This window comes from Sphingomonas yabuuchiae (assembly GCF_001477495.1).
Taxonomy (GTDB): domain Bacteria; phylum Pseudomonadota; class Alphaproteobacteria; order Sphingomonadales; family Sphingomonadaceae; genus Sphingomonas; species Sphingomonas yabuuchiae_A.
Window position 1 is genome coordinate 120,142 of record NZ_LDTF01000004.1, and the last position, 13,746, is coordinate 133,887.

The 13,746-nt window shown below is 66.6% G+C and carries 17 protein-coding genes, 1 tRNA gene and 1 pseudogene; 5 read left to right on the forward strand and 14 right to left on the reverse strand.

Annotated elements, in window-relative coordinates; genetic code table 11:
* From NS355_RS00950 to NS355_RS00960, 3 genes are read left to right on the forward strand one after another with little or no spacing between them, the layout of a single operon-like run.
* Positions 1 to 693, forward strand: a complete 693-nt coding sequence (locus NS355_RS00950; RefSeq protein ID WP_058743937.1) for a glutathione S-transferase — start codon at positions 1 to 3, stop codon at positions 691 to 693.
* Positions 690 to 1,151 (forward strand): NUDIX hydrolase, encoded by a 462-nt coding sequence (locus NS355_RS00955; protein WP_058743938.1) that lies wholly within the window; start codon positions 690 to 692, stop codon positions 1,149 to 1,151. Before NS355_RS00950 ends, NS355_RS00955 begins: the two co-directional genes overlap by 4 nt.
* Positions 1,144 to 2,043, forward strand: coding sequence for a pirin family protein (locus NS355_RS00960; RefSeq protein WP_058743939.1), 900 nt, complete (start codon positions 1,144 to 1,146; stop codon positions 2,041 to 2,043). Before NS355_RS00955 ends, NS355_RS00960 begins: the two co-directional genes overlap by 8 nt.
* Positions 2,044 to 2,389: 346 nt before the next feature.
* Here the strand turns inward: NS355_RS00960 and NS355_RS00965 are convergent.
* The 12 genes from NS355_RS00965 to NS355_RS01015 all read right to left on the reverse strand — a co-directional run bounded on the left by NS355_RS00965 (position 2,390) and on the right by NS355_RS01015 (position 11,447).
* Positions 2,390 to 2,465: transfer RNA gene (locus tag NS355_RS00965), tRNA-Phe, on the reverse strand.
* A 31-nt stretch (positions 2,466 to 2,496) separates the two neighbouring features.
* Positions 2,497 to 2,664, reverse strand: a complete 168-nt coding sequence (locus NS355_RS18040) for a DNA gyrase inhibitor YacG (protein WP_084787416.1) — start codon at positions 2,662 to 2,664, stop codon at positions 2,497 to 2,499.
* Positions 2,661 to 3,611 carry a hypothetical protein gene (locus NS355_RS00970; RefSeq protein ID WP_058743940.1) on the reverse strand — a complete coding sequence of 317 codons (951 nt, stop codon included), beginning with the start codon at positions 3,609 to 3,611 and terminating at the stop codon, positions 2,661 to 2,663. The genes NS355_RS18040 and NS355_RS00970 overlap by 4 nt, the downstream gene beginning before the upstream one ends.
* On the reverse strand, positions 3,604 to 4,173 hold the full coding sequence (locus NS355_RS00975; protein WP_058743941.1) for a Maf family protein: 570 nt from the start codon (positions 4,171 to 4,173) through the stop codon (positions 3,604 to 3,606). The genes NS355_RS00970 and NS355_RS00975 overlap by 8 nt, the downstream gene beginning before the upstream one ends.
* A 14-nt stretch (positions 4,174 to 4,187) precedes the next feature.
* Positions 4,188 to 4,406 (reverse strand): translation initiation factor IF-1, encoded by a 219-nt coding sequence (gene infA, locus NS355_RS00980; protein ID WP_007403889.1) that lies wholly within the window; start codon positions 4,404 to 4,406, stop codon positions 4,188 to 4,190.
* A 254-nt stretch (positions 4,407 to 4,660) separates the two neighbouring features.
* Complete coding sequence (locus NS355_RS00985) at positions 4,661 to 6,634, reverse strand: alpha/beta hydrolase family protein (RefSeq protein ID WP_058743942.1); 1,974 nt, start codon at positions 6,632 to 6,634, stop codon at positions 4,661 to 4,663.
* 82 nt (positions 6,635 to 6,716) lie between these two features.
* The gene (thiL, locus tag NS355_RS00990; RefSeq protein WP_058743943.1) at positions 6,717 to 7,622 is read right to left on the reverse strand and encodes a thiamine-phosphate kinase; all 906 of its coding nucleotides are present in this window, start codon (positions 7,620 to 7,622) and stop codon (positions 6,717 to 6,719) included.
* Between the two features lie 16 nt (positions 7,623 to 7,638).
* Positions 7,639 to 8,094 carry a transcription antitermination factor NusB gene (gene nusB / locus NS355_RS00995; RefSeq protein WP_058743944.1) on the reverse strand — a complete coding sequence of 152 codons (456 nt, stop codon included), beginning with the start codon at positions 8,092 to 8,094 and terminating at the stop codon, positions 7,639 to 7,641.
* Between the two features lie 88 nt (positions 8,095 to 8,182).
* Positions 8,183 to 8,596, reverse strand: a complete 414-nt coding sequence (gene aac(6'), locus NS355_RS01000) for an aminoglycoside 6'-N-acetyltransferase (protein ID WP_430726986.1) — start codon at positions 8,594 to 8,596, stop codon at positions 8,183 to 8,185.
* On the reverse strand, positions 8,596 to 9,891 hold the full coding sequence (hisD, locus tag NS355_RS01005) for a histidinol dehydrogenase (protein WP_058743946.1): 1,296 nt from the start codon (positions 9,889 to 9,891) through the stop codon (positions 8,596 to 8,598). Before hisD ends, aac(6') begins: the two co-directional genes overlap by 1 nt.
* Positions 9,888 to 10,550 carry an ATP phosphoribosyltransferase gene (gene hisG / locus NS355_RS01010; protein ID WP_058743947.1) on the reverse strand — a complete coding sequence of 221 codons (663 nt, stop codon included), beginning with the start codon at positions 10,548 to 10,550 and terminating at the stop codon, positions 9,888 to 9,890. The genes hisD and hisG overlap by 4 nt, the downstream gene beginning before the upstream one ends.
* 183 nt (positions 10,551 to 10,733) lie before the next feature.
* Entirely contained in the window at positions 10,734 to 11,447 is a 714-nt protein-coding gene (locus tag NS355_RS01015; protein ID WP_058743948.1) for a murein L,D-transpeptidase catalytic domain family protein, read from the reverse strand.
* Between the two features lie 197 nt (positions 11,448 to 11,644).
* Between NS355_RS01015 and NS355_RS01020 the strand changes: the two genes are divergently transcribed.
* Positions 11,645 to 12,247, forward strand: coding sequence for a L,D-transpeptidase family protein (locus NS355_RS01020; RefSeq protein WP_058743949.1), 603 nt, complete (start codon positions 11,645 to 11,647; stop codon positions 12,245 to 12,247).
* Between the two features lie 100 nt (positions 12,248 to 12,347).
* Here NS355_RS01020 and NS355_RS01025 read toward each other — a convergent pair whose 3' ends face one another.
* Together NS355_RS01025 and ykgO are read right to left on the reverse strand one after the other, a co-directional pair.
* Positions 12,348 to 12,989 (reverse strand): HAD family hydrolase, encoded by a 642-nt coding sequence (locus NS355_RS01025; RefSeq protein WP_244489506.1) that lies wholly within the window; start codon positions 12,987 to 12,989, stop codon positions 12,348 to 12,350.
* Between the two features lie 27 nt (positions 12,990 to 13,016).
* Positions 13,017 to 13,142, reverse strand: coding sequence for a type B 50S ribosomal protein L36 (gene ykgO / locus NS355_RS01030; protein ID WP_003046794.1), 126 nt, complete (start codon positions 13,140 to 13,142; stop codon positions 13,017 to 13,019).
* A 186-nt stretch (positions 13,143 to 13,328) separates the two neighbouring features.
* Between ykgO and NS355_RS01035 the strand changes: the two are divergent.
* Positions 13,329 to 13,746: pseudogene (locus NS355_RS01035) on the forward strand (DUF4136 domain-containing protein); the annotation flags it as partial.

The window sequence follows — 13,746 nt, forward strand, 5'->3', positions numbered from 1 at the left end:
ATGCCCTATGACCTGTGGTACTGGCCCGGCTTGCCGGGACGCGGCGAGTTCGTCCGGCTGGTGCTGGAGGCTGCGGGTCTGCCCTATCGCGACCGGGGCGTGGAGGAGGGGGCCGAGGCGCTCCTCACCGATATGCGCAAGGGCAGCCACCTGCCCTTCGCCCCGCCATATTTGCGCACCGGGGGACAGGCGATCGCGCAGGTCGCCAACATCCTCCACTGGCTGACCGAGCGGCACGATCTGGCCCCCGAGGGGGAGCGGCTGTGGCTGAACCAGCTGCAACTGACGATTAGCGACATGGTGGCCGAGGTGCACAATGTGCACCACCCGGTCGCGACCGGTGCCTATTATCACGACCAGAAGGCCGAAGCCGCCCGCGCCGCCGCGCAGTTCCGCGAGGAACGGCTCCCCAAATTCCTGGGTTATTTCGAGGATGCGCTGGGCGACCGCGACTGGATGGCGGGCGGGCGCTGGTCGCCGGTTGACACCTCGCTGTTCCAACTGGTCGCAGGGCTACGCTATATGTTCCCCAGGCGCATGGCGGCGGTCGAGGGTGACTATCCTGCGCTCATCGCGCTGCACGACCGTGTGAAGACCTTGCCGGGCATCGCCGCCTATCTAGACAGCGACCGGCGACAGGCATTCAATGAAGACGGAATCTTCCGCCATTATCCGGAGCTTGACGGCGAATGACCCGTATACCCCGTCCCGCCGCGCGCATCCTGCTGGTCGATGGGGCGGGGCGGACGCTGATGTTCCGCTTCACCCCCGATGACCGCCCGCCCTTCTGGTGCACGCCGGGCGGCGCGGTCGATCCGGGGGAAAGCTATGAGGACGCCGCCCGCCGCGAACTCTTCGAGGAAACCGGCCTCGACCGCGATTGCGGGCCGCAAGTCGCGCGGCGCCAGGTCGAGTTCTTGACCATCGAGGGTGTCGAGGTCGAAGCGGACGAACGCTATTTCCGCGTCGATGTCGATGCGCATGACGTGACGGCGGCGGGCCACACCGTCCTCGAACAGCGGGTGATGCAAAGCTGGCGCTGGTTCAGCCGCGAGGAACTGGCCGCGCACGACGAACCCTATTTCCCGACCGATCTGATCGAATTGCTCGACGCCACGGAGCCGACCCCCATGGAGCAAAGCCATGTTTGACGATTTCCTGCTGCGCACGCTGCAGCCCTCCAGCCATGATCTGGGCGGGTTCAAGGTGCACCGGACGCTGCCCAACAAGGAGCGGACGATGGTCGGCCCCTTCATCTTCTTCGACCAGATGGGCCCGGCGCAGCTGCAACCCGGCTCCGGCATCGACGTGCGGCCGCATCCGCACATCAACCTGGCGACCGTGACCTATCTGTTCGACGGCGCGATCGGCCACCGCGATTCGCTGGGCAGCGATCTGGTGATCGAGCCGGGTGCGGTGAACCTGATGACCGCAGGCCATGGCATCGTCCATTCCGAACGCTCGCCGGGCGAGATTCGCCCCCAGGGTCCGGTGCTGTCGGGCATCCAGACATGGCTCGCGCTGCCCGAAGCGCAGGAGGAGATCGACCCCTGTTTCGAGCATGTCCCGGCCGAGGCGCTGCCCGAAATCCAGGGGCAGGGTGCCACGGCGCGGGTCATCATGGGCGAGCTGTGGGGTCAAAGGGCACCGACGACCACCTATGCGGGCACCATCTATGCCGACATCACGCTGGAACCGGGCGGCAGCATTCCCATCGACCCTTCGGCGGAGGAACGCGCCGTCTATTGTGCGCTGGGCGAGGCCAGCCTGGAGGGGATGCCGTTGGAGCCGCAGCGGCTCTACATCCTGAAACCGGGCATCGCGGCGACCCTGCGGTCCGAAGCGGGCGGCCGGGTGATGCTGTGCGGTGGTGATGCCTTCACCACGCCGCGCCATGTGTGGTGGAATTTCGTGTCCTCGCGGCGCGAGCGGATCGAAGAGGCCAAGCGGGCATGGAAGGCGCGGGAGTTCCCGGCGGTGCCGGGTGATGACGCCGAGCGGATCGAGATTCCGGAGATTCCGAAGACCGTCAGCTATCCATGAGCTTCAAAGCCCCTCTCCCGGCAGGGAGTTTCAGGTCGGTCATGCCCCCAGCATGACCTAAACGATGCGGGGCATCGTTTACCTGAAACTGGGTTGGGGAGGGGCGATGGCCACAAGCCATTCTCTCTGCGAGGCACCTTGCCCTCCCCCAGCCCCTCCCGCTTGCGGGAGGGGAGTAAGTGGGGCTTTGCCTTCGACTTCGCTCAGGCTGAACGGAGGTTGGTGTGCAGGGCCTACTCCCACGATCCGTTCAGCCTGAGCGAAGTCGAAGGCCACGGACAAACGCCAGACACGCAAAACAGTCCGTCAAACAACGAACCGGTCAAACACCATCAATATAGGAAAATGGTGCCCAAGGGCGGGATCGAACCACCGACACTGCGATTTTCAGTCGCATGCTCTACCAACTGAGCTACTTGGGCCCACACCGCGATTGCGATTGGAGGCGTGCCTTTACGGGTGGCTTTCGCCGCTGTCCAGCCCTTCTTCATCATTTTCTTTGACCGGGATGCGATAACCTTCGCCCAACCATTGCAGGAGGTCGCGATCCTTGCACCCGCGCGAGCAGAAGGGGGCGTGGTCCGGGGCGGTCGGCTTGTCGCAGATCGGGCAGGTGGTCATGAGCGTTCCAGTTGCAGGGGGCGGCCGGTGCGGCGCTCCAGCGCCTCGCGCCAGGCAGGATGGGCCATCAGGCGGTCATGGACGGCGCCGGATATGCGATAGGTCGGTGCAGCGCCCGGCGGCTCGCGCTCCCACTGCCGCAGCAACGCACGGGCACGGGCGCCGACGGGGTCGATGCATAGGCGCTCAGGGATCGAGGCGCGCGGGCGCGGACGGACGATCTGGAGGAAGCCGAAGCCGTTGACCGCCGTCCGCTCGAAGGGGAGGGGCAGGGCGGCGTCCAGCGCCTCCGCCACCGCCTGGCGCGGGCCCTTGCCCTCCAGCGTGGGAAAGTCGATGCCGATCGACCCGCCGATGCCGTGACGCAGGATGCTTGCCGCCACCGCGCGGGCGGCGGCGATCGACAGGGGTTCGTGCGGCGGCGATCCATCGACGTCGAAAAGGGTCATGGCCGGGGTCGGCGTCATCCGCAGCACGCCCGCGCCGAATCCGATCTCACCCGTCACGGCTTCATCGAGCAATTCGGACCAGCCCGCCGCTTCGAGGTCGTCGGGCTGATGCGGCAGGACGTCACGCACGGGAAAGCCCGTTGCGGCGATTCGTGCGCGCAGGTCGGGGCCGGGGGCGGGATGCGTGCCCTCGGGGGCGAGCTGCGCCTTGGACAGCTTGGCGCGGCCGCGTTCGGGAATCGCCTCGCGCGTGACGATGACGGTCAGCGCCGCTCCTTGCGTCATGCCCTTGGGTATTGGCGCCAGCAGCACCTCGCCGCCCTGATTCAGCGTCACCCGCCCCTGTCGACCGGGGAGCAGCTCGACCAGCCGCCCTTCGGCCACCGTGCCGACGGTCAGTGTACCGGTCAGCTCGATCGCGGCCTGGACGATGCGGCCATCCTCGACCAGCGCGGCACGGGCCTCGCCGATCCCGGCCTCATAGAGCCATTCAGACAAGCGGCAGCCCGGCGGCCTTCAGCAGGGCGCGGGTTTCGAACAGCGGCAGGCCGATGACGCCGGAATGCGACCCCTGCAGAAAGCGCACGAACGCCTCGGCGCGGCCCTGGATGGCATAGCCCCCGGCCTTGCCCAGCCCTTCGCCGCACGCGATGTATGCGTCGATCTCGTCGTCGGACAGCGGCTTGAACGCGACGATGGTGTCGGCCAGCCGGGTGCGTGCCTTGCCGGTGGCGTCGATGACGCACACGGCGGACAGCGCATGGTGTCGCCGCCCGGAGATCAGGCGCAGCAGCTTGCGCTGGACGTCTTGCGTATCGGCGGGGGGCAGGATGCGGCGGCCCAGCGCGATGGTGGTATCGCCCGCGACGACGATCTCGCCATCGGCACGGTCAACCGCATGCGCCTTTTCCACCGCCAGCCGCAGCGCATAGACGCGGGGCGGTTCGGCGGGGCGAGGGGCTTCGTCGATATCGGGCGAGGCGACTCGGTCGGGCACGACTCCCAGCCGCGCCAGCAGATCGCGGCGGCGCGGGGAGGAGGATGCAAGGACGAGCGGCATGGTTGGCCGGTCGCTCACTTGAAGCGGTAGGTGATCCGGCCCTTGGTCAGGTCGTACGGCGTCAGCTCGACGAGCACTTCGTCGCCGACCAGCACGCGGATGCGGTTCTTGCGCATCTTGCCCGCCGTATGTCCCAGGATCTCGTGATCATTCTCGAGCTGGACGCGGAACATCGCGTTGGGGAGGAGTTCCACCACGCGGCCGCGCATCTCGAGCAGTTCTTCCTTGGCCAAAAAATACCTCGGTTCGTCGTGTTATAGGGTATGTCGAAGAGGCGCCGCCATAGCCGCAATGGGCCGAAAAGGAAAGGCACGCCGAATCAGCCCCGGATATGGGTATGGAATACGGTTTTGCAATCCTCCCCGGCACGGGGAGGGGGACCAGCCGCAGGCTGGTGGAGGGGGGGCTCCACCCAGCGAGTCTCCTGCCTCACTCCCCCTCCACCACCGCTTCGCGGCGGTCCCCCTCCCCGTACCGGGGAGGATTTTCAGGCGGGATTATACTTGGCCAGGAACGCGGCCATCGCCTTCAGGAATTCCAGCCGGTCCTCGGCGCGGGTGAAGTGGTGGTCGGCCAGCGGCTGTTCGATATAGTTCACCGGCTTGCCCGCCGCCTTCAGCGCGGACACCATCATGCGCGACTGGTTGACCGGCACACGCTTGTCCTCCTTGCCGTGCACGATCAGCAGCGGGATCGCCATGTCGGCCGCGCCGAAGCGGGGTGAGACGGCGTGATAGTCGGGCGCCTGTTTCTGCAGCCAGTCGGCGCGGGTCTTGCCGAACAGGAAACGCGAGTCGTAGCGTTTCATGGCCTGAAGATCGGACACGCCCGCATAGGACACCGCGCAGCGATAAAGCGCGCTGTTGCGCTGGGCCGCGCGCATCGCGGCATAGCCGCCATAGGAGGCCCCGACCATGCAGGCGCGCTTGGGATCGGCGATGCCTTCCTTGGCCAGCCAGGCGACCGCGTCGTCCAGATCGTCCTGCATCTTCAGTCCCCATTCGCCCTGCCCCTTCTTGGCGAAGGCGGTGCCATAGCCCGAGGACCCGCGATAATTGGGCTGGATCACGGCATAACCCAGTTCGGCCAGATACTGGCTCCACCAGTCCCAGCTTTCGGCGTCGCGGGCGAAGGGGCCGCCATGCGGCATGACGATCAGCGGAAGGTTTTTGGTCCCGCGTCCGCGCGGCATGGTCAGGATCGCCTCGATCGAGGTGCCGTCGCGGGCCGGATAGCGCAGGGTACGGACGGGCGACAGCCGCTGGCCCTTCAACTGGGGATTGGCCCAGGACAGGAACTGCATGTTGCCGTAATCGGTATCCCAATAATAGAGCGACCCCGCCGAGGACGGGCTGCTGACCGTCACCAGGAAGCGGGTGCGGGCGGTGTTCCAGGACACGATCTCGGCGCGGCGCGGGGCCACCGACTTGTCGAGCGCGTCCTGCAATTCTTTGATCCGAGGGTCGGTCCAGGCGTCGTGATAATATTGGTCGGTGTAGCGGATCGCCGAAATATCGTCGCCCGCCGCGGTCTTGATGATGCCGTCGATATCATAGCCGGTGACGGTGCTGAGCTTGCGGCCCAGCTTCAGGTCGGGCAGCGAAACCTCGTACAGCGCGTCATAGCCGTCGCTGTCATCGATCGCCAGCGCGGTGCCGTCGGCGCGAAAGACGCTGGGCACCAAGACCGATTCGTCCTTGCGGCCATTGGCGCGAGCGATGGTGCGGAAGGGCTCGGCGTTGGACTGGCGATAGAGGATGCTCTTCTGACGCGTCTCGTCGCTGTAGCGAACGCCCATGCGCAACTGGCCCTGGCCATCGGCATACCAGTCCCACACATCGGTCTGCCCGTTCGCGATCCGCTTGACCCGCCCGGTCGAGACGTCCGCTTCGTAGACGGAAGGATAGACCTCCGCCATGGAATAGATGCCTGTCGATTTGGCGAACAGGAGGCGCGGCGTGCCGTCATGCGCGGTCCACAACACCTCGTCGGCGCGGAAACCCGAATTGTCCCAGTCGATCTTCACCATCTTCTGCATGTCGGCGCGGACACCGATCAGGCGGGTGACATAATATTCCTCGCCCTGGATCACGTCCTGGCTGCCCAGCCCGACGACCAGCCATTCGTCATTGACCCAGCGCCACCAGTTGACGTCCACCTTGTCGCTGAGTGCGGCCAGCGCGGTCTTGCCCTGCCCTTTGATCAGCGGAACGACCATCAGATATTGCTTGCCGTTCAGCGCCCGCTTGCCCGCGATGCGGGTGCCGTCGGGCGACAAAGCGGGCCCCTCGAACTCGGGCAGCGCGGCAAAGGCCTCGACCGGCAGCGGGCCTGTCGCGGCGGGCGGGCTGGCCGGGGTCGGGGCGGCGGATGGTGTCTGGCCCGCATTCTGCGTCATGCCCGTCAGCGTCATCAACGCGAGCGCCGTCACCGACGCGCCCAACTTCCGTACCCCACGCATTCCCGATCCCCCCATGCCGGCACCACTCCCCAGGGGCCGAGCTGATATAGATTACTATCGTAACGATGGGAGGAAAGGGGTTTCAGCTTTCGGGGCGGTGTTCATAGCCGCAGCGGGGCGGCAGCGGGATCGGTTCACCTGAATCGGTCAGGGTCAGGCCATGGCCGGGCGCGAAGCTGCCGACACGCGTGGCGGCAACCGGCGGCGCGGTTCCGGCGGGCAGGGCGAAGAGCAGCTCGTAATCGTCCCCGGCGGTCGCGGCGGCCAGCCGTGCCGCCCGATCGGTGCCGCCGAACGCCCGTGCCGCTTCGGACAGCGGGACCGTATCGAGCGCGACGGTCACCGCCAGTCCGCTCGCTTGTGCCATCCGGTCCGCGTCGATCAGCAGACCGTCGGACACGTCCATCATCGCATGGACGAGCGGGCCCAGCGCACGGCCCTCGGTCAGGCGGGGCCAGGGGCGGCGATAGGCATCGCGCAGGACGATCGGGCCATGTCCTCCTTGCGCGATCGCCAGGCCCAGACCGGCGTCGCCGATGGTGCCGGTGACCCACAAGGCGTCTCCGACCTGCGCGCCATCCCGCGAGGGGGCGGCGGCATCGCGGCCGAAGGCGGTCAGCGTCAGGGTGCGGGGGCCGCGCTTCGACACCGTATCGCCGCCGATCAGCCGCGTGTCGAAGCGGGTCAACACCGTCGCCAGCCCGTCCAGAAAGGCGCGGTCCCAGGCGGAATCGCCCAGCGGATAGTTGAGCAGTACCCCTTCGACCAGCGCCCCCTTGGCGGCCAGGTCGGACAGGTTGGTGGCGACCAGCTTCCATGCGATATCGGCGGGCGGGTCGTCGGGCAGGAAATGCACGCCTTCGACCAGCGTGTCGGTGGTGACGACCAGCGGCGCGGCGGTCAGCACCGCGCTGTCGTCGACCAGCCCGCGCGCACCGGGATGCAGCGGCATCCGGCGCAACGCGGCGATGAACTCCGCCTCGGTCATCGGGGCGGGTAGGGGATCAGGTCCGCGCGACCTTGGCGATCGCGTCGAGCAGGCCGTTGACGAAGCCCGACTCGCGCTTTTCATAGAAAGCGTGGGCGACATCGACATATTCGCTGATGACCGCGCCGACCGGCACGTCATGGCGCGCGATCAGTTCATAGGTCCCGGCGCGCAGGATCGCCTTCATCGGTTTGTCGAGACGGTTGAGCGTCCAGCCCTTGGCCAGCTTGCCCTCGATCATCACGTCGATCTCGCCCAGGCGCGCCTGCACGCCCTTCACGATGTCGTCGAAGAAATCGATATCGGCATCGGCATATTCGACATCCTCGATGGTCGCGCCGATGCGGTGATTGTGGAATTCGTGGAGCAGCGCCGCCAGCGGAGTCTGTTCCATGTCATGCTGATAAAGCGCCTGAACGGCGGCAAGGCGCGCGGCGGCGCGCGCCTGGGTACGGGCGTTGGGACGAGTCATTGGCGGGCCTTTACCGGGCTGTCGCCAATTCGTCACGTGTTTTGGGAGAGGGGGGAGGGACGTGGTCCAGGCTACGGGATGACAGGAATCACAATTCCCGGCGAAAATACACCACCCGCTCGGTTTCGGCGAAGCCTAGCGCCAGATGCATCGCATGGCTGTCGAGATTGTCGATCTCCGCATCGGAGGCGAACTCCAAACAGCCCTGCGCCCGGCCCCAGTCTGCCACCGCCGCAACCAGCGCGGCCGCCCCGCCCCCCCGCCGATGGCCCGGATCGACGAACAACCCTTCCAGAAACAGCACCGGCGAGTTGTCACAGCCATTGACGTAATCCTGCCGGACCGCCGCCTCGGCAAAACCGACGACCCGGCCCTCCTCCAGCGCGACGAAATTCCCGTCGCCCTCGGGCAAATCCACCGGATTGCCTGCTTCATCCCCCCAGAGCGCCGCCCGCAATGCCAGCCATCCTTCCCGATGCTCCGGCGCGGCGGGCGTGACGATCATCGGTTGAGGCGCAGCCGCAGTGCCACCGACTTGGCGTGGGCCGGAAGCCCCTCGGCATGGGCCAGCGCCACCGTCGCGGGGCCGAGTTCGTTCAGCGCCGTCTCGGTCAGACCCAGGAAACTCGTTCGCTTCATGAAGTCGAGCACCGACAGTCCGCTGGCGAAACGCGCACGGCGGCCCGTCGGCAGGACGTGATTCGGCCCGGCGACATAATCGCCGATGGCTTCCGGGGTATGGCGGCCCAGGAACACCGAGCCCGCATGGCGCAGCCGGTCGAACAACGCTTGCGGATCGTCCACCGCCAGCTCGAGATGCTCGGGCGCGAGCCGGTCGACCAACGGCATCGCGGCCTCCAGCGAATCGACCACGATGATCGCGCCGTTGGCGTCCCAGGCGGTGCGCGCGACGCTGGCGGTCGCCAGTTCGGGGATCTGCCGGTCGACGGCTTCGGCGACTCGAGTCGCAAAGTCGGCATCGTCGGTGAACAGGATCGACTGGGTGACCGTGTCATGCTCGGCCTGGCTCAACAGGTCGGCGGCGATCCAGTCGGGGTCGTTCCGGCCATCCGCGACCACGACGATCTCGGACGGGCCCGCCACCATGTCGATGCCGACCATGCCATAGACCTGCCGCTTGGCCTCCGCGACCCAGGCATTGCCGGGGCCGGTGACGACATCGACCCGCTGGATACGGCCCGCACCATAGGCCAGCGCGGCCACGGCCTGCGCGCCGCCGACGCGCCACACCTCGTCCACGCCCGCCAGATGCGCGGCGGCGAGGACCAGATGGTTGATCTCGCCCTTGGGGGTCGGCGTGACCATCACCAGCCGCTCGACGCCTGCCACCTTGGCGGGGATCGCGTTCATCAGCAGCGAGGAGGGATAGGCCGCGCGTCCGCCGGGGACATAGATCCCGGCCGCATCCACCGCCGTCCAGCGCGCGCCCAGTCGCACGCCCTGTGCATCGACATAGTCGGTGTCGGTCGGCTTCTGCTTTTCGTGATAGGCGCGGATGCGCGCGGCGGCGAGGTCGAGCGCGGCGCGCAGTTCGGGCTCCAGCGCCTCATAGGCCGCGCGGCAATCCGCCGGTTCGATCCGCCAGCCGGTCTCGGCCAGGTCATGGCCGTCGAACTGCCTGGTGAAGGCCGCCACCGCCGTCTCGCCATCGTCGCGGACCGCGCGCAGGATCACCTGCACATCGCGTGCGACATCCGCATCGCTTTCGCGCCGGGCATCGACCAACTCGTCGAAGGCGGTGGCGAACCCCGGTTCCTGCGTATCGAGACGGATCATGCGGCTTCCTTCTCGGCGACCGCGCGGCGGAATGCCTCGACCAGCGGCACGACCTGCGCTCGCGTCTTCATCGCGGCGCGGTTGACGACCAAGCGCGAAGTGACCTCTTCGATCACCTCCACCTCGACCAGCCCGTTTTCCTTCAGAGTCCGGCCCGACGACACCAGGTCGACGATACGCGGCGCCAGACCCAGAGTCGGGGCCAGCTCCATCGCGCCGTTCAGCTTGACGCACTCGGCCTGCACCCCGCGCGCGGCGAAGTGGCGGCTGGTAATGTGCGGATATTTGGTTGCGACGCGGACATGGCTCCATCCGCGCGGGTCGTCGCTTTCCGCCATCGCGGCGGGCTCGGCGACCGAGATGCGGCAATGGCCGATCTTCAGGTCGACCGGCGCGTAAAGCTCGGAATAGCCGAATTCGGACAGCACATCCGATCCGACGATGCCCAGTTGCGCCGCGCCATGCGCGACGAAGGTGGCGACGTCGAAGGCGCGCACGCGGATCAGCTCGATGCCGGGAACATCGGTGGCGAAGCGCAGCGCGCGGCTGTCCTTGTCGGTGAAGGCCGGTTCGGGCCGGATGCCGGCGGCGGCGAGCAACGGCAGCGCCTCGGCCAGGATGCGTCCCTTGGGGACGGCGATGATCAGCGGTTGGGCCATGAGGATCGGGGACTTAACCCCCAGTATCGGGGATCGCAATTCTTATCCTCCCCGCCAGCGTGGAGGGGGACCGCCACGAAGCGGTGGTGGAGGGGGGTGCTGGAAAGGACGTCCCGTGTGGAAATCCCCCTCCGTCAGGGCTTCGCCCTGCCACCTCCCCGTGCCGGGGAGGATTTGAGGTCGTTACACCTTGGCGGCGTAGATCATCCGGCCGGGGCCAAGATTGGCGAACACGCGGTCCAGTTCGTTCTCGCCGACCGCGAAGCAGCCTTGGCTGCGACCCAGCATGCCGTGGCTGCGGATCATGTCGCGATTGGCGTACCAGGCCGAGTGGATCACGATCGCGCGACCCAGCGCATTGTCGTTGGTGGGGTCCAGCCCGACCAGACGCTGCGACCGGCCATGCTTGCCGACATAATAATTGTCGGTCAGGAAAGCACCCTCGCTGCTGGCGTTCGAGTTGAACGCGTTCGAGAAGCGCTGGACATAGCCGCTGTGCGACGGGTCCGACCCGCTGCCGTGCGAGACGAGCAGCGAGGTGCTCTTGCCGCTGATCAGGTCGACCAGATGGAGGCGCGGCTCGGACGAACCGACCGCGAAATCGACGATCGCCATCCGGTCGCGCTGCCGCACCTGCGAACCGTGTTTCTGCAGCGAGGCCATCGCCTGGCGCAGCAGCGCCGGACGGACGACCCGCGACGAGGCCAGGATCGCCTGCGGCACCGCCGGAACGGTCGGACGGCTCGGGATCGGAGGCTGCCGCACCGGGCGCAGATCGCCCGCGGTCAGCCTTTCCCGAGCGCTCACCGCCCCCGGAACCGCCAATGCCCCGGCGAGCACCAGCGCGTTCTTCAACAGCGCGCGCCGACCCGGCGCCGCGTCCAGATTATCGTGCATTTTGGTCCTTCAACCCCAGAATTCCCGCAACAGCTATGTAGCAAAGGTCAGGCCATTTTTCTGCCCATCGGCCCATCGGTTGATCGCTTGGTTCCATCGATTCAGCGAAAGTTCCGGCGCAGCGCAAAAAATTTCGCTTGGCACTAATTGTCACTTGACGGGTTTAAGATTTTGTGAACTCGCCAAGGAAAAGGGATATGAAGGCTTTCGCTTTTGCCGCCCTGCTGGGTGCCACGACGCTGGGTTTTGCCGCGCCGGCGCTGGCCGAGGACGGGCCGGGAACCGCCACGGTGGCGCAGGCCGCCGCCGCACTCGCCCCCAACCGATTCGTCTGGGCCGACGCGCAGATGACGGCGGTCGACCCGATCGCGCAGCCGGTGACGGTGGTGGTCAGCCTGCCGATGCAGCGCGCCTATGTCTATCGGGGCGATACGATGATCGCGGCCGCCACGGTATCGACCGGTAAGGACGGCAAGGATACGCCTGTCGGCGTCTTCCCGATCCTGCAGAAGCGCGAGATGCATCGCAGCAACCTGTACAATTCCGCCCCCATGCCGTTCATGCAGCGGCTGACCTGGGACGGCGTCGCGCTTCATGCGGGCAACAATCCAGGCTTCCCCGATTCGCATGGCTGCATCCGACTGCCTGCGGCTTTTGCAAAGAAGCTGTTCTCGATCACCTCGGTGGGGACGAACGTGATCGTCACCGATCAGATGGTCGGGGATCACCTCGACCCGATGCTGTTGGAGACGGAAGCCAGCCAGGCGAATCAGGCGCAACTGGCGTCACTGTCGCGGTGAGGTTTACGCATGCGCTTCGACTTCGCTCAGCGTGATAGGGTGGTCGTCCTAAACCCCAAGCTTCGTTCGGCCTGAGCGAAGACGAAGGCCACGCGAAAACCTAAACCACCAGACCCAGCGCCCGAAGCTGCGGCCGAAGCGTCGCCTCATCGGTGAAGTGCAATGCGTGGATCCCCAACGCGGCCGCCGCGTCGATATTGGCGCGGTTGTCGTCGATGAACACCGCCTGCCGGGGCTCCAGCCCGAATCTGGCGAGCGCGAGGCGGTAGATGGCGGGGTCGGGCTTCACCAGCTTTTCGTCGCCCGACACCACGATGTCGCGGAATCGATCGAACAGCGCCGATTCGCGCGCCCGGAAAGGCGGCCAGAATTCATGGCTGAAGTTCGTGATCGCGAACAGGGGCACACTCGCCGCATCCAGTTCGGCGACGAGTTTATGCATCCCGGCGATCGGATCGCCGATACTCTCGTTGAAGCGCGGACCCCAGGCGGCGATCAAATCCCGATGCTGCGGGTGCAGCGCAATGAGCTCCGCCGAGGTGTCGGCGAAGTCGCGGCCCGCATCATGCTGGAAATGCCACTCGGTGGTGACGACATCGCGTACAAATGCATCGAGCGCCCGATCGTCTGCGATCAGGCGCCGATACAGGATCCGGGGATCCCAGTCGTAAAGCACACGGCCGACGTCGAAAATGACGGCGGTCGGCCGATCGGCGCGCGTCACGGACTGTTCGCCCGTCACGTTCGATTCGATCGGCATCAGGGCTGATTAGCCCTGGCGCGCCTTGAAACGACGGTTGGTCTTGTTGATGACATAGGTGCGGCCGCGACGGCGGATCACGCGGTTGTCCCGGTGACGATCCTTGAGCGACTTCAGGGAATTGCGGATCTTCATGATCGATTCGCTTCTTTTGAACTGGAGGGTGATCTGGAAAGCGTCGCCGCCTAGTGGCAACCGGCGCTGAAGTCAAGGTTTCGGCATGACGGATGGATCATGATCGCCGCGCCCCCTTCCGCCGCCGGATCATCCCTCATATGTCATGCGTTGCCCATCCGTAACATCTCTCAAGGTCTTCGACGCATGAAAGCCCGCTCGCTCCTGATCCTCGCGGCCGCCGCCGGAACGCTGGCCGCCTGTTCCACCACGGGCGGGCGTCTGCCCCCGACCGAGGTGATCCGCTATCACCTGGGTCAGCCGATCGCGCGCGGCACCATCCGGGTCGAACCGCTGTCGGCCACCGGCCCGGCCAGCATCGAGTTCAAGACCTATGCCGCCGCGGTTGAGACCGCGCTGCTGCGCAACGGCTATTCGCTGGCGCAGGGCGATGCGCAGCCCGACTTCATCGCGACCGTCAACTTCACCCGCGCCAACCGGCTGGGCCCGCCGCGTCCCTCGCCCTTCTCGATCGGTCTGGGCGGCGGCAGCTTCTCGGGCGGCCGTGGCGGCGGGCCCGAGCCGGTTGGCGCGGGTGAAGTTGACGGTCGCGATGAAGTCGGGC